The 17,920-nt window shown below is 58.2% G+C and carries 20 protein-coding genes; 4 read left to right on the top strand and 16 right to left on the bottom strand.

Annotated elements, in window-relative coordinates; genetic code table 11:
• Nucleotides 1-5: 5 nt before the first annotated feature.
• Complete coding sequence (locus IB144_RS02495) at nucleotides 6-1,424, top strand: glutamate synthase small subunit (RefSeq protein ID WP_016947470.1); 1,419 nt, start codon at nucleotides 6-8, stop codon at nucleotides 1,422-1,424.
• A 54-nt stretch (nucleotides 1,425-1,478) separates the two neighbouring features.
• Here IB144_RS02495 and IB144_RS02490 read toward each other — a convergent pair whose 3' ends face one another.
• The 7 genes from IB144_RS02490 to zapE all read right to left on the bottom strand — a co-directional run bounded on the left by IB144_RS02490 (nucleotide 1,479) and on the right by zapE (nucleotide 5,985).
• Entirely contained in the window at nucleotides 1,479-2,183 is a 705-nt protein-coding gene (locus tag IB144_RS02490) for an N-acetylmannosamine-6-phosphate 2-epimerase (protein ID WP_002918463.1), read from the bottom strand.
• Between the two features lie 124 nt (nucleotides 2,184-2,307).
• Nucleotides 2,308-2,802, bottom strand: coding sequence for a ClpXP protease specificity-enhancing factor (gene sspB / locus IB144_RS02485; protein ID WP_002918465.1), 495 nt, complete (start codon nucleotides 2,800-2,802; stop codon nucleotides 2,308-2,310).
• A 3-nt stretch (nucleotides 2,803-2,805) separates the two neighbouring features.
• Complete coding sequence (gene sspA, locus IB144_RS02480; RefSeq protein ID WP_002918467.1) at nucleotides 2,806-3,444, bottom strand: stringent starvation protein SspA; 639 nt, start codon at nucleotides 3,442-3,444, stop codon at nucleotides 2,806-2,808.
• Nucleotides 3,414-3,698, bottom strand: coding sequence for a hypothetical protein (locus IB144_RS02475; RefSeq protein WP_135801240.1), 285 nt, complete (start codon nucleotides 3,696-3,698; stop codon nucleotides 3,414-3,416). The genes sspA and IB144_RS02475 overlap by 31 nt, the downstream gene beginning before the upstream one ends.
• 57 nt (nucleotides 3,699-3,755) lie before the next feature.
• Complete coding sequence (gene rpsI, locus IB144_RS02470) at nucleotides 3,756-4,148, bottom strand: 30S ribosomal protein S9 (protein WP_000829818.1); 393 nt, start codon at nucleotides 4,146-4,148, stop codon at nucleotides 3,756-3,758.
• Nucleotides 4,149-4,163: 15 nt separating this feature from the next.
• Nucleotides 4,164-4,592, bottom strand: coding sequence for a 50S ribosomal protein L13 (gene rplM / locus IB144_RS02465; protein ID WP_002918559.1), 429 nt, complete (start codon nucleotides 4,590-4,592; stop codon nucleotides 4,164-4,166).
• A gap of 265 nt (nucleotides 4,593-4,857) precedes the next feature.
• Nucleotides 4,858-5,985 (bottom strand): cell division protein ZapE, encoded by a 1,128-nt coding sequence (zapE, locus tag IB144_RS02460; protein ID WP_004144945.1) that lies wholly within the window; start codon nucleotides 5,983-5,985, stop codon nucleotides 4,858-4,860.
• Nucleotides 5,986-6,175: 190 nt separating this feature from the next.
• Here zapE and zapG point away from each other — a divergent pair, with 190 nt between their 5' ends.
• From zapG to degS, 3 genes are all read left to right on the top strand, one after another.
• Nucleotides 6,176-6,574, top strand: coding sequence for a Z-ring associated protein ZapG (zapG, locus tag IB144_RS02455; protein WP_002918565.1), 399 nt, complete (start codon nucleotides 6,176-6,178; stop codon nucleotides 6,572-6,574).
• A gap of 173 nt (nucleotides 6,575-6,747) precedes the next feature.
• Nucleotides 6,748-8,115 (top strand): serine endoprotease DegQ, encoded by a 1,368-nt coding sequence (gene degQ / locus IB144_RS02450; protein WP_004174125.1) that lies wholly within the window; start codon nucleotides 6,748-6,750, stop codon nucleotides 8,113-8,115.
• 87 nt (nucleotides 8,116-8,202) lie between these two features.
• On the top strand, nucleotides 8,203-9,261 hold the full coding sequence (degS, locus tag IB144_RS02445) for an outer membrane-stress sensor serine endopeptidase DegS (RefSeq protein ID WP_002918568.1): 1,059 nt from the start codon (nucleotides 8,203-8,205) through the stop codon (nucleotides 9,259-9,261).
• A gap of 25 nt (nucleotides 9,262-9,286) precedes the next feature.
• Here degS and IB144_RS02440 read toward each other — a convergent pair whose 3' ends face one another.
• The 9 genes from IB144_RS02440 to IB144_RS02400 all read right to left on the bottom strand — a co-directional run bounded on the left by IB144_RS02440 (nucleotide 9,287) and on the right by IB144_RS02400 (nucleotide 17,865).
• Nucleotides 9,287-9,997 (bottom strand): triphosphoribosyl-dephospho-CoA synthase, encoded by a 711-nt coding sequence (locus IB144_RS02440; protein ID WP_023279306.1) that lies wholly within the window; start codon nucleotides 9,995-9,997, stop codon nucleotides 9,287-9,289.
• Between the two features lie 59 nt (nucleotides 9,998-10,056).
• Nucleotides 10,057-11,358 (bottom strand): oxalacetate decarboxylase subunit beta, encoded by a 1,302-nt coding sequence (locus tag IB144_RS02435; RefSeq protein ID WP_004147009.1) that lies wholly within the window; start codon nucleotides 11,356-11,358, stop codon nucleotides 10,057-10,059.
• A 15-nt stretch (nucleotides 11,359-11,373) separates the two neighbouring features.
• Nucleotides 11,374-13,146 (bottom strand): sodium-extruding oxaloacetate decarboxylase subunit alpha, encoded by a 1,773-nt coding sequence (gene oadA / locus IB144_RS02430; protein ID WP_134894652.1) that lies wholly within the window; start codon nucleotides 13,144-13,146, stop codon nucleotides 11,374-11,376.
• Between the two features lie 15 nt (nucleotides 13,147-13,161).
• Nucleotides 13,162-13,413 (bottom strand): oxaloacetate decarboxylase subunit gamma, encoded by a 252-nt coding sequence (locus tag IB144_RS02425; RefSeq protein ID WP_012540458.1) that lies wholly within the window; start codon nucleotides 13,411-13,413, stop codon nucleotides 13,162-13,164.
• Between the two features lie 141 nt (nucleotides 13,414-13,554).
• The gene (gene ttdB / locus IB144_RS02420; RefSeq protein WP_004181426.1) at nucleotides 13,555-14,172 is read right to left on the bottom strand and encodes a L(+)-tartrate dehydratase subunit beta; all 618 of its coding nucleotides are present in this window, start codon (nucleotides 14,170-14,172) and stop codon (nucleotides 13,555-13,557) included.
• Nucleotides 14,172-15,071: a L(+)-tartrate dehydratase subunit alpha gene (gene ttdA / locus IB144_RS02415; protein WP_004181427.1), complete on the bottom strand. Its 900-nt coding sequence runs from the start codon at nucleotides 15,069-15,071 to the stop codon at nucleotides 14,172-14,174. The genes ttdB and ttdA overlap by 1 nt, the downstream gene beginning before the upstream one ends.
• A 32-nt stretch (nucleotides 15,072-15,103) precedes the next feature.
• Nucleotides 15,104-16,372 carry an SLC13 family permease gene (locus IB144_RS02410; RefSeq protein WP_004181428.1) on the bottom strand — a complete coding sequence of 423 codons (1,269 nt, stop codon included), beginning with the start codon at nucleotides 16,370-16,372 and terminating at the stop codon, nucleotides 15,104-15,106.
• Between the two features lie 211 nt (nucleotides 16,373-16,583).
• Nucleotides 16,584-17,249 carry a GntR family transcriptional regulator gene (locus IB144_RS02405; protein ID WP_004181429.1) on the bottom strand — a complete coding sequence of 222 codons (666 nt, stop codon included), beginning with the start codon at nucleotides 17,247-17,249 and terminating at the stop codon, nucleotides 16,584-16,586.
• Nucleotides 17,236-17,865 (bottom strand): GntR family transcriptional regulator, encoded by a 630-nt coding sequence (locus IB144_RS02400; RefSeq protein WP_004181430.1) that lies wholly within the window; start codon nucleotides 17,863-17,865, stop codon nucleotides 17,236-17,238. Before IB144_RS02400 ends, IB144_RS02405 begins: the two co-directional genes overlap by 14 nt.
• Nucleotides 17,866-17,920: the final 55 nt, after the last annotated feature.

The raw sequence follows: 17,920 nt of genomic DNA, 5'->3' as shown, positions 1-17,920 counted from the left end.
TTAAGATGAGTCAGAACGTTTATCAATTTATCGACCTGCAGCGCGTTGATCCGCCAAAGAAACCGCTGAAGATCCGTAAAATTGAGTTTGTGGAAATTTACGAGCCGTTTTCAGAAGGCCAGGCCAAGGCGCAGGCGGATCGCTGCCTCTCCTGTGGCAACCCGTACTGCGAATGGAAGTGCCCGGTGCATAACTACATCCCGAACTGGCTGAAGCTGGCCAACGAGGGGCGTATTTTTGAAGCGGCCGAGCTGTCGCATCAAACCAACACTCTGCCGGAAGTCTGCGGGCGCGTCTGCCCGCAGGACCGCCTGTGTGAAGGCTCCTGTACGCTGAACGATGAGTTCGGCGCGGTGACCATCGGCAACATCGAACGCTATATCAACGATAAGGCATTCGAGATGGGCTGGCGTCCGGATCTCTCCGACGTGAAGCCGACCGGTAAAACCGTCGCGATCATCGGCGCTGGCCCGGCGGGCCTCGCCTGCGCCGACGTGCTGACCCGTAACGGCGTCAAGGCGGTGGTATTTGACCGCCATCCGGAAATCGGCGGCCTGCTGACCTTCGGTATCCCGGCGTTCAAGCTGGAAAAAGAGGTGATGACCCGCCGCCGGGAGATCTTCACCGGCATGGGCATTGAGTTCAAACTCAATACCGAAGTGGGCCGCGACGTGCTGCTCGACGACCTGCTGAAGGAGTACGATGCGGTGTTCCTCGGCGTCGGGACCTATCAGTCGATGCGCGGTGGACTGGACAACGAAGACGCTCCGGGTGTTTACGACGCGCTGCCGTTCCTGATCGCTAACACTAAGCAGATCATGGGCTTTGGTGAAACCGCCGATGAGCCCTATGTCAGCATGGAAGGCAAACGCGTGGTGGTGCTCGGCGGTGGCGATACCGCGATGGACTGCGTACGCACCTCCGTCCGTCAGAATGCGGCGCACGTGATCTGCGCCTATCGCCGTGACGAAGAGAACATGCCCGGCTCAAAACGCGAAGTGAAAAACGCGCGCGAAGAAGGCGTTGAGTTCCAGTTTAACGTCCAGCCGCTGGGCGTGGAAGTGAATGCCAACGGTAAGGTTTGCGGCGTGAAGATGGCGCGCACCGAAATGGGCCAGCCGGATGCGAAGGGCCGCCGCCGCGCGGAGATCGTCCCCGGCTCTGAGCACGTGGTGCCGGCTGACGCCGTAGTCATGGCGTTTGGCTTCCGTCCGCACAGCATGGAGTGGCTGGCGAAGCACAGCGTCGAACTGGACTCCCAGGGCCGTATTATCGCCCCGGAAGGCAGCGAAAACGCCTTCCAGACCAGCAACCCGAAAATCTTCGCCGGTGGCGATATCGTTCGCGGTTCCGATCTGGTGGTCACCGCGATTGCCGAAGGTCGTAAAGCGGCGGACGGGATCCTCAACTACCTTGAAGTCTGATTAGGTCCGGAGCCTCACGCATAAAAGCCCGATGGTTAACGTCATCGGGCTTTTTTATTGCTCATTCGCCGGGCAAACCGCCGCTTTCAGCGCCGTATTATACCAGCCGCAGATATGCTCCAGGCGGGTAATCGCCGAGCCGACGGTCACCGCCCACGCGCCGCAGCGCATCGCCTCCGCCGCCTGGGCAGGCGTGTTATAGCGCCCTTCGGCAATCACTCTGCAGCCCGCCGCGCTCAGGCATTGCACCAGCGCCAGATCCGGCTCATCCGGCGTCTCCTCTGCGGTATAGCCGGAGAGAGTCGTGCCGACAATCTCAGCCCCCAACTGCCAGCACTCGAGTGCATCGTCGAGAGATGAGCAATCGGCCATCGCCACTTTCCCCAGCTGATGAATTTCTGCTAATAGCGCCGACACTGACGCCGGACGCTGACGCTGGGTGCCGTCAATAGCAATAATATCCGCTCCGCCCTGCGCCAGCGCGTCGATATCTTCCAGCCATGGCGTAATACGCACCGGGCTATCGGGCAAATCGCGTTTGATCAACCCAATAACGGGCACTGTCACTAACGGACGAACGGCCTGCAGGTTGGCCAGGCCTTCGATGCGCAGCGCTACCGCTCCCGCCTGCTCAGCCGCCAGCGCCATTGCCGCGACGATAGCGGGATTATCCAGCGGACTGCCCGGCACCGGCTGGCAGGAGACAATTAATCCGCCATGATGACGGATACGCTGGTCCAGTTGTGCGAGTAAAGACATGTCTGCTCCCTAAAAACTACCTGTGGCGATGACGATACCAGCCATGGGACGCCTCGTTTGTGGCAGAGTTAACAAAGCGGACAGACAAAAAAACAGGCCCCGCAGGGCCTGTCAGAGAAGGGATTTACTTCACCACGCGCAGCGCCGGGCGACCACCGCGCGGCGGCGGCGTGTCGTCAGGATCGTCGTCGTGATTATCCGGCTTATCGCCATCGATCACCGACATCACCGTTTCGCTTTCACTCTCCGGCGCGACGTCATCATCGTTGAGGCTGCTGACGTCTTCGTCATAGGCCGCTTCCGGTTCGAACATCGTACCAGCGCCGTTCTCACGGGCGTAGATGGCGAGTACCGCAGCCAGCGGGACAGACACGTTGCGTGGTACCCCGCCAAAGCGCGCGTTGAAGCGCACTTCGTCGTTCGCCAGCTCGAGATTGCCTACCGCACGCGGGGCAATATTGAGAACGATTTGCCCATCGCGCGCGTACTCCATCGGCACGAGCACGCCCGGCAGCGTCACATCCACCACCAGGTGCGGCGTCAGCTGGTTATCCAGCAGCCAGTCATAAAACGCCCGTAACAGATACGGGCGACGCGGCGTCAGCTGTGATACATCCATTATTTAGCCCCGACCGAGGCGCATTTCACGCTCGGCTTCAGTTAAAGAAGCGAGGAAGGAATCACGCTCAAATACGCGAGTCATATAGCCTTTGAGCTCTTTCGCGCCAGCGCCAACCAGCTCCACACCAAGAACCGGCAGACGCCACAGCAGCGGCGCCAGGTAGCAGTCCACCAGGCTGAACTCATCGCTCAGGAAGTAAGGTTTCTGGGTGAAGACCGGCGCGATGGCCAGCAGTTCTTCACGCAGCTGCTTACGCGCAGCATCAGCTTGCGCTGCGGTACCGCTCTGGATGGTGTTCATCAGCGAATACCAGTCCTTCTCGATACGTTGCATATACAGGCGGCTTTCACCACGCGCCACCGGATAAACCGGCATTAACGGCGGGTGCGGGAAACGCTCATCCAGATACTCCATAATGATGCGGGATTCCCACAGAGTGAGCTCACGATCCACCAGCGTCGGTACGCTTTGATTCGGGTTGAGGTCAATCAGATCCTGAGGCGGGTTATCCTTCTCCACGTGCTCTATCTCAAAACTGACACCCTTCTCGGCCAGCACAATGCGGACCTGATGGCTATAGATGTCAGTAGGACCAGAAAACAGCGTCATTACCGAACGTTTGTTGGCAGCGACAGCCATGAAAACCTCCAGGTATATTCAGAATTTTGTACTGCTGCCGGCCACTCATGACCAGCCAGATGTAAAAACCCCATTAGCGCGATGTCACCTTCGTTCACGAATAAAACAAAAAATGAACAATCACCAGCATTTGGGCAGAAAATTGGATGATAGTTTACCAGATTTTGAAGACGTTGTGGTGAGGGGATTCTGGAAATGCTGAAAAAGTGGCGAGAACCGGCGCTATGCTTGTGGATAACAGCCGTTTTATCCATAAAAAAACCCGCCGAAGCGGGTTTTTTCGCAAATTGTTCTGCGTGAGCAGAAAACAATTAACGTTTGGAGAACTGCGGACGACGACGTGCTTTACGCAGACCGACTTTCTTACGTTCAACCTGACGAGCGTCACGAGTAACGAAGCCAGCTTTACGCAGTTCGGAACGCAGGGACTCGTCGTACTCCATCAGAGCGCGGGTGATACCGTGACGGATCGCACCAGCCTGACCAGAGATACCACCACCTTTAACAGTGATGTACAGATCCAGTTTCTCAACCATGTCGACCAGTTCCAGCGGCTGACGAACTACCATGCGGGCAGTTTCACGACCGAAGTACTGTTCCAGAGAACGCTGGTTGATAACGATTTTACCGTTGCCCGGTTTGATGAAAACGCGAGCTGCGGAACTTTTGCGGCGACCAGTGCCGTAGTATTGATTTTCAGCCATTGCCTATAATCCCGATTAGATGTCAAGAACTTGCGGTTGCTGTGCCGCGTGGTTGTGCTCGTTACCCGCGTAAACTTTCAGTTTACGGTACATAGCACGACCCAGCGGGCCTTTTGGCAGCATGCCTTTAACCGCGATTTCAATCACACGCTCAGGACGGCGGGCAATCATCTCTTCAAAGGTCGCTTCTTTGATACCACCGATGTGGCCGGTGTGGTGGTAGTACATTTTGTCTTCGCGCTTGTTGCCGGTAACAGCAACTTTTTCTGCGTTCAGAACGATGATGTAATCACCGGTATCAACGTGCGGAGTGTATTCCGCTTTGTGCTTACCGCGCAGGCGACGAGCCAGTTCAGTAGCCAGACGGCCCAGAGTTTTACCGGTCGCGTCAACAACATACCAGTCGCGTTTTACGGTTTCTGGTTTAGCTGTAAAAGTTTTCATTAAAAGCTTACCCAAATAATAAGTTACACGTTGGTGAACACCCAAACGTTTAGTCAGTTGAGGTTCACACGACATTGTCCAGCAAACCTACCCCTTCGAATAGCCTATGCCGGCGCATAGAAAGTTTCGGGAAAAAAACCTTCTCGTAACGTGGGGTCGCAAGATTATAGAGAAGTCGGGGTCAAAGATCGACCCCTTTATGAGATTTTTCAGGCCGCGCCCGGGGCGGCCTTGCGGCCCTGAATCCGCCTGAAAAAGTCCCCTGTCAGGGCATATGCGGACGTTTGAGGTACTCTTCGCTCTGCATCTCCTGCAGACGAGAGAGACAGCGCTGGAACTCAAACTTCAGCCGCTCGCCCTGGTAAATGTCGTACAGCGGCACTGCCGCGCTGACCACCAGCTTTACATGGCGCTCGTAAAACTCATCCACCAGAGCGATAAAGCGGCGGGCCTCGCTCTCCAGCTGCGCGGTCATCACCGGCACGTCGAACAGCATCACCGTATGGAACAGTCGGGAGAGCGCGATATAGTCATGCTGGCTGCGCGCATCCACGCATAGCGTGGCGAATGACGCAGCCAACGTCTGGTTTTCTACGCCGAGGGTAGGCAGCTCGCGATGGTTAATCTCCAGCGTCGGCCCGGCAGCGCGCGGCGCGCCCGCCAGCGCGAGCCACAATTTATCCATCTGTTCGCGGGTGTCGTTATTCAGCGGCGACAGCCACAGGTGCGCCTGCGTCAGGGTACGCAGCCGATAATCGATGCCGGCATCGACGTTCATAATATCGCAATGCTGCTTGATGGCGTCGATCGCCGGCAGAAAACGGGCCCGCTGCAGGCCATTGCGATAGAGTTCATCCGGCGGAATATTGGAGGTCGCCACCAGGGTGATGCCGCGGGCGAACAGGGCTTTCATCAGCCCGCCCAACAGCATGGCGTCGGTAATATCGGAGACAAAAAACTCGTCGAAACAGAGCACGTCGGTTTCCGCTTTAAAGCGGTCGGCGACGATCTCCAGCGGGTCGCTATGTCCCTGCAGGGTGGTCAGCTCTTCGTGTACGCGCAGCATGAAACGATGGAAATGCAGGCGCTGTTTACGCTCGCCCGGCAGGCTCTGGTAAAACAGGTCCATCAGCCAGGTTTTGCCTCGCCCCACGCCGCCCCACATATACAGGCCGCGGACAGGTGCCGTCCCGGCAGCCGGCTCGCGCTTACCCAGCAGTTTGCCGAATTTCGCGCGCAAACCGCCGCCTGACGCGACCGGCGCGGGCTGCGTCTGCAGTTCCTGGTAAATGGTATCAAGGCGGCTCACCGCTTCTTGCTGGACGTCGTCGGGTTGATGGCTGCCCTCTTTCAGGGCTAAAAGGTAACGCGATGTTGGAGACAGGCTTTGCATGATCTAATTGTTATTCCTTGAAAACCGTAATGCCGAAGCTCACGATTGACGAAAAAAAGGCCGTTCTACACTACGCGATGATACGCCAGGATTCCACTTCTGTGGAATTAGCGGTTATAGTGGCACTATCGGGCGCAGGCGGAGAGCCTAAGAGCCACCCTACGGAACCACAATACAACGGGAGATGTTCATGACCTGGGAATACGCGCTAATTGGGTTAGTCGTCGGTATCATCATTGGCGCCGTCGCCATGCGTTTCGGCAACCGCAAACTGCGCCAACAGCAGGCGCTGCAGTACGAACTGGAAAAGAATAAAGCCGAGCTTGAAGAGTACCGTGAAGAGCTGGTGAGCCACTTTGCGCGTAGCGCCGAACTGCTGGATAACATGGCGCACGACTATCGTCAGCTATATCAGCATATGGCGAAAAGCTCTAACAACCTGCTGCCGGACTCGATGGCAGACGCCAACCCGTTCCGCAACCGTCTGGAAGAGTCTGAAGCCAGCAACGATCAGGCGCCGGTCCAGATGCCGCGCGACTACTCCGAGGGCGCATCCGGTTTACTGCGCGGAGGCGCAAAACGCGATTAAGCCTCGCTGCGATTAAAATATTCTCCGGGCGCGCCCGTCGCGCCCGCTCCTTCCCCCACTTCCCGGCTACAATTTAAACCAGTCCCCACGTTGTTACCTGTGCAAAAATTCAATAACATCAGGTTATTCAGGACATTTTTCCATACACCTCAGGTTACGAGAGCCAGCATCTAATGAAGAAACAGACTTTGCTGTTGAGTGCGTTAGCGTTAAGCATTGGGTTATCGTTGTCGGTCCTGCCTCCGGCAGCGGCATCCTTACCGACTCAGGTGCCCGGCCAGGGCGCGTTACCAAGCCTGGCGCCGATGCTGGAAAAGGTTCTGCCGGCGGTAGTTAGCGTACAGGTGGAAGGCACTGCCTCGCCGACGCTCAATATGCCGGAAGAGCTGAAAAAATATTTTGGCGATAACGCCCCGCAGGAGCAGGCGCAGCCGTTTGAAGGGCTCGGCTCCGGCGTTATCATCGACGCGGCGAAAGGCTATGTGCTGACCAATAATCACGTCATCAATCAGGCGCAGAAGATCAGCGTCCAGCTGAACGATGGCCGTGAGTTCGATGCCAAACTGGTCGGGAGCGATGAACAGAGCGATATCGCTCTGCTGCAGCTGATTAAGCCAGACCACCTGACGCAAATCGCCATTGCTGACTCTGATAAACTTCGCGTCGGCGACTTCGCCGTCGCCGTCGGCAACCCGTTCGGCCTTGGCCAGACCGCCACCTCCGGCATTATCTCTGCCCTTGGCCGCAGCGGCTTGAACCTTGAAGGGCTGGAGAATTTCATTCAGACCGACGCCTCGATTAACCGCGGCAACTCCGGCGGCGCGCTGCTGAACCTCAACGGCGAGCTTATCGGGATCAACACCGCGATCCTCGCGCCGGGCGGCGGCAGCATCGGCATCGGCTTTGCCATTCCAAGCAATATGGCGAAAACCCTCGCCGACCAGCTTATTCAGTTTGGCGAAATCAAGCGCGGCCTGTTGGGCATTAAAGGCATGGAAATGAGCGCCGACATCGCCAAAGCGATGAATCTCAACGTTCAGCGCGGCGCCTTCGTCAGTGAAGTCCTGCCAAACTCCGGCTCCGCCAAAGCGGGGATTAAATCCGGGGACGTCATCGTGAGTCTGAACGGCAAACCGCTGAACAGTTTCGCCGAACTGCGTTCGCGGATCGCCACCACCGAGCCGGGTACCAAGGTCAAACTGGGCCTGCTGCGCGATGGAAAGCCGGTCGATGTCGAAGTGACCCTGGATAAGAGCACCTCCTCAACCGCCAGCGCGGAACTGATTATCCCGGCGCTGCAGGGGGCCTCGTTCAGCGACGGCCAGATGAAAGATGGCACCAAAGGAGTGGTGATCGATAATGTGGATAAAGGCAGCGCCGCCGCCCAGGTCGGTCTGCATAAGGATGACATTATCATTGGCCTTAACCGGCAGCGTATTCACTCGATTGCCGAACTGCGCAAAGCGCTCGAAGGCAAACCGCCGGTCATCGCCCTGAACGTGATCCGCGGCAACGAAAGCATCTATCTGCTGCTGCGCTGATTGTCTCTCCGGGCATCGCCGCCATGTGCGATGTCCGGACAACTCATGCTATGCTGCGCCTGACCATTCATTAACGATATCTGCATCATGCCTGGAAAGTTATTACGTTCAGTACTCATCGGTTTGCTTGTCGGGGGTCTGCTGCTGGCCCTGATGCCCTCGCTGCGCCAGTGGCAGTTGGCGCCGACTACCCAGAACGATACGGCAGACGACTCCCCGGCGAGCTATAACGCCGCGGTGCGCCGCGCGGCGCCCGCCGTGGTGAACGTCTATAACCGCGCCCTGAACAGCACCAGCCATAATCAGCTGACGCTTGGCTCAGGGGTGATTATGGATCAGCGCGGCTATATCCTGACCAACAAGCATGTTATCAACGATGCCGATCAGATTATCGTCGCCCTGCAGGACGGCCGCGTCTTCGAAGCGCTGCTGGTAGGATCCGATTCCCTCACCGATCTCGCCGTGCTCAAGATCAATGCTACCGGCGGGCTGCCGGTGATCCCGATCAATCCGAAACGCACGCCGCACATCGGCGACGTGGTGCTGGCGATTGGCAACCCTTATAACCTGGGGCAGACCATCACCCAGGGGATCATCAGCGCCACAGGGCGCATTGGCCTCAATCCGACCGGCCGCCAGAACTTCCTGCAGACTGACGCCTCGATCAACCACGGTAACTCCGGCGGGGCGCTGGTGAACTCCCTCGGCGAGCTGATGGGGATTAACACCCTCTCCTTTGACAAGAGCAATGACGGCGAAACGCCGGAAGGCATTGGCTTTGCGATCCCGTTCCAGTTAGCGACCAAAATTATGGATAAACTGATCCGCGATGGCCGGGTGATCCGCGGCTATATCGGCATTAGCGGCCGGGAGATCGCCCCGCTGCACGCGCAGGGCGGAGGGATCGATCAGATTCAGGGGATCGTCGTTAACGATGTCGCCCCGGACGGTCCAGCGGCGCAAGCCGGGATCCGCGCCAACGACGTAATCATCTCCGTGAATGACAAACCCGCCGTCTCGGCGCTGGAGACGATGGATCAGGTGGCCGAGATCCGCCCGGGATCGGAAATTCCGGTGGTCATCATGCGTGATGATAAGAAAATCACGCTCCATATCGCCGTCCAGGAATACCCGGCCACCAACTAAACGGCTCCCCGTTTGGGGAGCCACGTTAATCGCTAAATACCGGACCGGCCGGGAATCTGACCAGAAACCCGGTCACCGCCAGCAGCGATCTCAGCGCGGGCCAGACTATCTGTCGCTCGCGAAGCTCATCATCCAGCGTCAGTAGCGCAAATTCCCCCTTCTCACCCAGCACGCCACCCTGCCAGAGCAGACGCTGCGCCTGCTGCCGCGCCCAGGGCGAATCACTCTTCCAGGCCAGCAAATGCAGCAGCGCCTGCTGCAGACAGACGCTGTGAGAATGGTTATCCCGCCGCAGCCGCCGGTAGACGGGCAGGGACACGCTGCGCACGGTATAAAATCCACTGCCCGCCTCTTCATCGCCTTCAGGGATAGCGCGGGCGAACTGCCCCGCCACGTCACACAGCCGGTTGTGCGTCAGTGGAAGTTGCCGGGCGCTGAGCGCCCCGGCCGCCATGCACAGCAGACCGCTGCGCTGCAGCGAGGGCGTCGCAGAGCGCACGACCGCCGCCGGTAAGGCGCTCACCGCCCGTGTTGCCTCGTCAGCGTTGTGGTCAGCGCCGGCCTCATAACAGCTGGCCAGCAGCGCTTCACCAGGCGTGGCGTTCAGCGGGGGCGAAAGCAGGTTCAGCGCCGGCTGCAGTTGTGCAAGTTCATCGCCTGACGCCAGCATGGCGTCAACCACCGCCTCCCGTGTTGATGTCCGGTTTTCCGGACAGCATGCTATGCCTTCATTCATCACCGTCTCCTTATGAGAAATCTCCGCGGCCGGCTTGCCAGCCGCGGGAACAGGCTGGCTTACATCGCCAGCACGTACTTGAGCATCACCCCGGCGGCGATCGCCGAGCCGATCACCCCCGCCACGTTCGGGCCCATCGCGTGCATCAGCAGGAAGTTCTGCCCGTCCGCTTCCAGACCCACCTTGTTCGACACCCGCGCCGCCATCGGCACCGCTGACACCCCCGCGGAACCAATCAGCGGGTTGATTTTGTGCCGGCTGAACACGTTCATCAGCTTCGCCATCAGCACCCCGGCCGCGGTCCCCACGCAGAAGGCGATCACCCCCAGCACCAGGATCCCCAGCGTCTGCGGCTGCAGGAACTTGTCCGCCACCAGCTTGGCCCCCACCGACAGCCCGAGGAAGATGGTGACGATGTTGATCAGCGCGTTCTGCACCGTATCGCTCAGCCGCTCCACCACCCCGCTCTCGCGCATCAGGTTGCCGAAGCAGAACATCCCCAGCAGCGGCGCGGCGTCCGGCAGCAGGAGCGCCACCAGCAGCAACAGCACCGCCGGGAAGAGGATCTTCTCCCGCTTACTCACCGTGCGCAGCTGCACCATGCGGATCTTCCGCTCCTTATCCGTGGTCAGCGCCTTCATGATCGGCGGCTGGATCAGCGGCACCAGCGCCATATAGGAGTAGGCCGCCACCGCGATGGCCCCCAGCAGCTCCGGCGCCAGCTTGCCCGACAGGTAAATCGCCGTCGGGCCGTCGGCGCCGCCGATGATGCCGATGGCCGCCGCCTGCGGCAGGGTGAAGCTGATGATGCCGAAGTAGTTCAGCGTCAGCGCCCCGAGCACGGTGGCGAAGATCCCGAACTGCGCCGCCGCCCCCAGCAGCAGGGTGCGCGGGTTAGCCAGCAGCGGGCCGAAATCGGTCATCGCCCCGACGCCCATAAAGATGACCAGCGGCGCGATGCCCGAGCCAATCGCCACCTTATAGAAGATGGCCAGCACCCCGGCGGAGTAGCCCATGTCCACCGCGAGGCTCTCCATCTGCCCCTGTACCGACGGCAGGGCCAGCGCCAGTGCCTCTTTGATGGCGTGGACGTCCGGCGCGCAGTGGAGCTTCGCGGCAATCACCGCCAGCTGCGCCGGGTCGTGGTGAGCCAGCAGGCTCTCCAGGGCGGTGAGCGCCAGCCCGGCCTCCGGGATATTGGAGAGCAGGCCGCCGAAGCCAATCGGCAGCAGCAGTAACGGCTCGAACTTCTTCGCAATCGCCAGCCAGAGCAGCAGCAGGCTGACCAGCAGCATCACCGCCTGGCCGGCGCCGAGGTGCATCAGCCCCATGCCCTGAATCAGGGCGTTCAGACTTTCCATTTCCGCTCCTCGTCCTTACGCCAGAGTCATCAGGGTGTCGCCGACCGCCACCGCGTCGCCGGCTTTCACCGCGATACCGCGCACGGTGCCGGCCTGCGCGGCGCGGATTTCGGTTTCCATCTTCATGGCTTCCAGAATCAGCAGCACCTCGCCTGCGGCCACCGTCTGGCCTTCGCTGGCCAGCACCTTCCAGATAGTGCCCGCCAGCGGGGCGGTCACCGGGGTGCCGGCGCCGGCCGGGGCGGCAGCGGCGGGTGCAGAGGCAGGAGCAGGAGCAGCCGCCGTCAGCTGGCTGACGTCGCCGCCGTCGCTGACCTTGACCACAAAGGCTTTGCCTTCCACCTCCACGGTGTAGACGCCGGAGGCGGCAGGTTTTTCTGCTTTTGCCACTGGCTGCGCGGCTTCCGCCTGCGGTACCGGCTCAAAGGCCGCCGGGTTGTGGCGGTTTTCGAGGAACTTCAGGCCGGGTTGCGGGAACAGCGCCACGGTGAGCACGTCGTCGATGGCGTTTTCGGCAAGCGTGATGCCCTTCTCCTGTGCCTGGCGTTTCACATCCGCTTCCAGCTGCGCCAGCTCCGGCTTCAGCAGGTCGGCCGGGCGGCAGGTCACCGGGTCGGCGCCGTCGAGCACCCGCGCCTGCAGGGCGGCGTTCACCGGGGCCGGGGTGCGGCCGTACTCGCCCTTCAGGATACCGGCAGTCTCCTTCGCAATGGTTTTGTAGCGCTCGCCGCCCAGCACGTTGAGCACCGCCTGGGTGCCGACAATCTGCGAGGTCGGGGTCACCAGCGGGATGAAGCCGAGGTCCTCGCGCACGCGGGGGATTTCCGCCAGCACCTCATCCAGACGGTGGGCGGCGCTCTGCTGCTTCAGCTGGCCTTCAAGGTTGGTGAGCATCCCGCCCGGCACCTGGGCCACCAGGATACGGCTGTCGGTGCCCTTCAGCTGGCCTTCGAAGGCGTGGTATTTTTTGCGCACCTCGCGAAAGTACGCGGCGATGCTCTCCAGCCTGTGGATATCCAGCCCGGTGTCATATTGCGTGCCGGCGAGGGTGGCGACCAGCGCCTCGGTGGCCGGGTGGCCATAGGTGGCGCTCATCGAGGAGATGGCGGTATCGACGCCGTCGACCCCGGCTTCAATGGCCTTCAGCAGGGCCATCTCCGCCATCCCGGTGGTGGCGTGGCAGTGCAGGTGCAGGGTGACGTCGTAGCGCTTCTTGATTTCGCTGACCAGCTCAAAGGCGGCATGCGGCGTCAGAATGCCGGACATGTCCTTGATGGCGACGGAGTCAACGCCGGTCTCCAGCAGCTGTTCGGTGAGGTCGAGCCAGGTCTGCAGGGTGTGGGCCGGGCTGGTGGTGTACGAAAGCGTACCCTGGGCGTGGGCGCCGTGGCGGCGGACCGCCTGCAGGGCGGCCTGCATGTTGCGCGGGTCGTTCATGGCGTCGAAGACGCGGAAGACGTCCATGCCGTTTTTGACGGCGCGCTCCACGAAGCGCTCCACCACGTCATCGGCGTAGTGGCGGTAGCCGAGCAGGTTCTGGCCGCGGAGCAGCATCTGCAGCGGGGTCTTGGGCATCGCCTTTTTCAGCTCGCGCAGGCGGACCCACGGGTCCTCGCCGAGAAAGCGGATGCAGGCGTCAAAGGTGGCGCCGCCCCAGCACTCCAGCGAGCGGTAGCCGACGTCGTCCAGCTGAGCGGCAACGGGCAGCATATCGTCGAGACGCAGACGGGTGGCGAACAGGGACTGGTGGGCGTCGCGCAGGACGACATCGGTAATGGCAACGGTCATGAATTCCTCCGTGAATTAAGGGTGAAGACGGCGATGGTGGTGAATGGCGGCGACAATCGCCGGCTTCAGGCGGGCGAAATCGTCGGCGGGCGCGACGGCGGCCGGCGCCGGTTTGGGGGCGGCGGGCGGCTCGGGAAACAGGCGGTTGACGGCGAGGGACATTCCCCGGATGGCAAAGATGAGCAGCAGCAGGAACACCAGCACAAAGCCCATGCCGAGAAACATCAGGGTGAAGCCTTCGCCTAACAGGACGGCATTGTCAGTCATAAAATGGCCTTTGGGGGGAGCGCAATAATGGCTTACGGTAGCCCACGTCAGCAGAGTGGATTTCCCCGGACCGCCTGGTCAGAAGCCTCGGTTTAGCAGTCAGCTGCCGCTGCCATTACTGCGCGATATATTCAATCGGGGTTATTTAATAAAGCTCACGTGTTTGCAGATTTCATCGGCGACAATTTCTTTGCGCTGATTAAAGATCACTTTATTCTGCTCAAACAGGTTATTGCCGTGAGTATCGATCGATACAATTAACGGCCCGAACTCTTTCACCCGGCAAACCCATAACGTTTCTGGCATGCCTAAATCACGCCATTGCGCATCTTCAATCTCTTCCACACAGACCGCGGCGACTACCGCGCAGCCGGCAGGGAACACACAGTGCAAGGCTTTATGTTCCATACAGCCCTCTTCGGTTCCTTTGCCCATACCGCCTTTGCCGACGATTAATTTCACACCGGTCTTAGCAATAAATTCTTTTTCAAATTTTTCCATGCGCATACTGGTGGTTGGCCCAACGGAGACCATTTCAAATTTATCTTCCGTACCTTTAATCGGGCGCACAATGGGCCCGGCATGTAATATCGCGCCACCAGCAACGTTTACCGGTAATTCACGTCCGCCCTCAATTAAGCGACGATGAGCCACATCACGGCAGGTCACAATATGGCCGTTGAGATAAATAATATCGCCCGCTTTAATATCCGCTAAATCTTCATCTTTAATGGGCGTAGTGAGTATTTTTTTAGCCATCAGAATGCCACTCCTGTGTGAGACGTAATGGTGTAGTTCAGGTCTTTATCGAAAACGATATGCCCTTTACGGTGCGACCAGCAGCCGACGTTGACCGCCACGCCAATAGTGGAAGGGTGGCGTGCGGTATTTTCGATATTGACGCCCATCACGGAGGTATTGCCGGACATTCCCTGCGGGCCAAGGCCAATTTTGTTGATGCCGTCTTCGAGCATTTTTTCCAGCAATGCCGCACGTTCGTTGTCATTGTGCGAACCAATCGGACGCATCAACGCTTTCTTCGACAGCAGCGCCGCGGTTTCTACAGACGTCGCCACCCCAACGCCAACCAGCAGCGGCGGGCAGGCATTCAGGCCATAGCTGGTCATCACATCCAGCACGAAGCGAGTCACCCCTTCATAGCCAGCGCCCGGCATCAATACCATCGCTTTACCCGGCAGCGAGCAGCCGCCGCCAGCCATATAGGTGTAGATGCTGCACTGGTCGGAATTCGGAACGATCTCCCAGAATACCGTCGGCGTCCCTTTGCCGACGTTTTTGCCGGTGTTGTATTCATCAAAGGTCTCCACGCTGTTATGACGCAGCGGGGAGTCGATGGTAGCTTTGATTACCGATTCGCGCAGCAGCGCTTCCAGCTCGCCGATCAGCGGGAAGTTGGCGCCGCACTCCACTAGAAACTGGATCACGCCGGTGTCCTGGCAGGAAGGACGATCCAGTTCTTTCGCCAGACGTTGGTTTTCAATCATGGTGGTGAAGATCACGTCGGCCAGTTGACTGGTCTCTTTCTTATGCAGATCTTGCAGCTTTGCCGTGACGTCATCAGGCAATACTTTGCCGGTATATCCCACGAACCTGGCCATAATGTCGGTCATGCGGGATATCTGTTCACTTTTGCTCATAAAGGCTCCTTAGTCAGAACAGCGTCCGTAAATTACGGATGAAAAGGGAAAAGGATTGGCAGCAGGATCAGGCTGACAATGGTAGAAACGATAATTAGAGGAATGCCGGATTTGGCGTAATCGACGAACTTATAGCCCCCGGCCGACAGCACCATCATGTTGGCAGGCATACCGATCGGCGTCGCATAGGCGCAGGAGCTACCGATTACCGTCGCCATCAGTACCGCACGCGGATCGGCGCCCATACCGGCGGCAATCGACAAACTCACCGGCACCAGCAACGCGACGGTGGCGGTATTAGACATAAAGTTGGTCATCACCACGGAGAGGGCAAAGACCACTACCAGCAGCATAAACGGTGAGGAGTTATTACCCAGCAGGCCGATAACCTGATCGGCAACCAGCTTACCCGCACCGGTCATTTCCAGCGCTTTAGCCAGCGCCAGGGTGCCGCCGAAGATAAAAATAGTTTGCGAATCAATGGCTTTATAAGCCTGTTTTTCCGTCAACACGCCGGTGATGACCAGCACCAGGGCACCAATGCAGCCGGCTACCGTCAGACTAATACCGGTCTGTTTTTCGAAAATCATGCCGAGGATCGTGGCGATCAGCACCACCAGGGACAGGATCTGCTTCCAGCGCGGAACGTGGCTGTAATCCCGCTGTTCGCCAATGCTGCCCACCTCACTACTGTTCGAGTTATTAGGCAGAAACTTATAGCCGATGGTTAGGAAATAGAGGATGCCGCAGACCAGCATCGGCAGGCCCACTTTCGCATACTCAAAGAAACCGAAGCCGCTGCCGATATTCTGCAAGGCCGATTGCGCGATCAAATTACCGGGGGCGCCAATCAGCGACAGGTTGCCGCCAAGCGCGGCAGCAAACACCAGCGGCATCAGCAGACGCGAACGGGTGAATCCCGATTTGGCGGCTACACCGATAACGACCGGGATCAAAACGGCTGCCGTACCGGTATTGGAGAGAAAACCGGACATTACGCCAACCACCACCATAATGATGAAGATCAGCTGCTTCTCCGTTTTGGCGAAGTGGGTGATCACGCCACCGACTTTGTTTGCCATCCCGGTTTCAAATAACGCCCCGCCAACGATGAACATGGCGACAAAAAGAATGACGTTGCTGTCGATAAAACCGGCAAACGCCTGCTTGAGATCCAATACACCGGTGAGCACTAACGCCACACAAACCACCATGGAAGTCACTGCCAGTGGCACTTTCTCCCAGACAAACATGATGATAGCGAACACCAGCAAACATAGGGTGATGGTAATAGGTTCCATACTTATAATTTTTCCTATCAATGATATATGATATTGTATCCAATATTGACGAAGGAGAAATTATTCCCATGCAAAAAGTAAGTCAATGCGTTTTTGCGGAATGATCGCGCAATGAGATCTGCATCAAGATCCTGTGCAGATCGTCACGAAAAGTAACTAATAGCGCAGATAAATGTAAGAAAAGCCAGCCTGTCGCTGGCGGAGGAGCCCTTCAGGTGGTGGTATCGGGCAGGTATCGAGTGAGCATATTTTCCATCGAGCGAATAATATGTTCATGCATTCGCTGGCGGGCCAGTGCTTCGTTATGTTGCTCAAGCGCTTGTAAAATCGCTTTATGTTCGCGAATTGAGATAACGGCATACTCTTCTTCGGTGACTTTATGTCCCATCGACAGGCCGTTCCACATGTTGCAGAGTAGCATCTTCATTTTTTCATTGCCCGCCGCGCTCCAGATCTCCATATGGAAAGCCTGGTTCAGGTCGGAATATTCAGCAGAATTATTGTCTGCCAGCGCCTTCTCTGCGGCATAGTGAACCTGGGCGATGCGTGAAATATCGGTCCCTGGACGAGAAGCTTTCGCCACGGCTTCACTTTCCAGTACGGCGCGAATTTCATAATGTTCGCGGATGGTCTGCTCATTAATCCCCAGCACCACCGCGCCTTTATTCGGCCGCACTTGAATCAGACCGTCGGCGGCTAAAATTTGAAACGCTTCGCGTACCGGCATGCTGGAAACGCCAACCAGTCGGGCAATCCCTTCAAGGGTAATCTCCTGCCCTTCCACTAAATCCCGCGACAGGATCGCTTTACGCAACACCGCCGCCACCTGCTCCTTCGCGGAAAGAAGCTTAATTTTCCCTAATTTAGGCTTCTGCACTTTCCCAATCCTTCATATGTTGACGCATAATTTCCGCAAGCATAAGGAAATAACGCTGCGTTGTCTGGGCAATTTTTCCGCCTTCGCCATTGCCGATGGCGTTGGCCAGTTCGCTCAGTATCAGAGCCGATTCCTGGCCATTCTCTTTCAGATAAAGAATGACATAAGAAATATAACCGTCCAAAAATTGCTGATACGCCTTCGCCAGATAGCGATTATCAAGATAGGAAATCAGCAGCTGATGGAACGCCAGTTCGCGCGTATTCTCTCCCGGACGCGCCAGCTCCTGCGCGCGTGCGCGCAGCACTTCCCCCTGATTCGCCGGCACAAGGGCAAAGAGTTCGGCGGCCATCACCGCAATAACGCGAAAAATATGGCTCACATCCTCCACGGCCAAGGTGGAGACCTGCATATGCCGGTTAGGCAAGCGCACCAGAAACCCTTCCTGCTCAAGAGATTGCAGCGCTTCCCTAACCGGCATACGTGAAAGTCCCAGCTGTTCCGCGATGCTCTCTTGCGTCAGCTCATCCCCAGCCTTCATCGCACCGGAAAGGATCTGGTAGCGAATCATCTGCGCGATTTGGTCCCGGGTCGGCTTTCTTTCAATCTTTTTCACGCTGTCCTCATGGCTGGTGGCTTAAAACGCGGGGATTTTAGCAGATTTGCCCGGC

Origin of the sequence: Klebsiella sp. K4, assembly GCF_014596785.2 — a bacterium.
Lineage (GTDB): Bacteria > Pseudomonadota > Gammaproteobacteria > Enterobacterales > Enterobacteriaceae > Klebsiella > Klebsiella pneumoniae.
The sequence above is the reverse complement of the archived record's forward strand: the minus strand, read 5'-3'. Positions and strand labels throughout refer to the sequence as shown.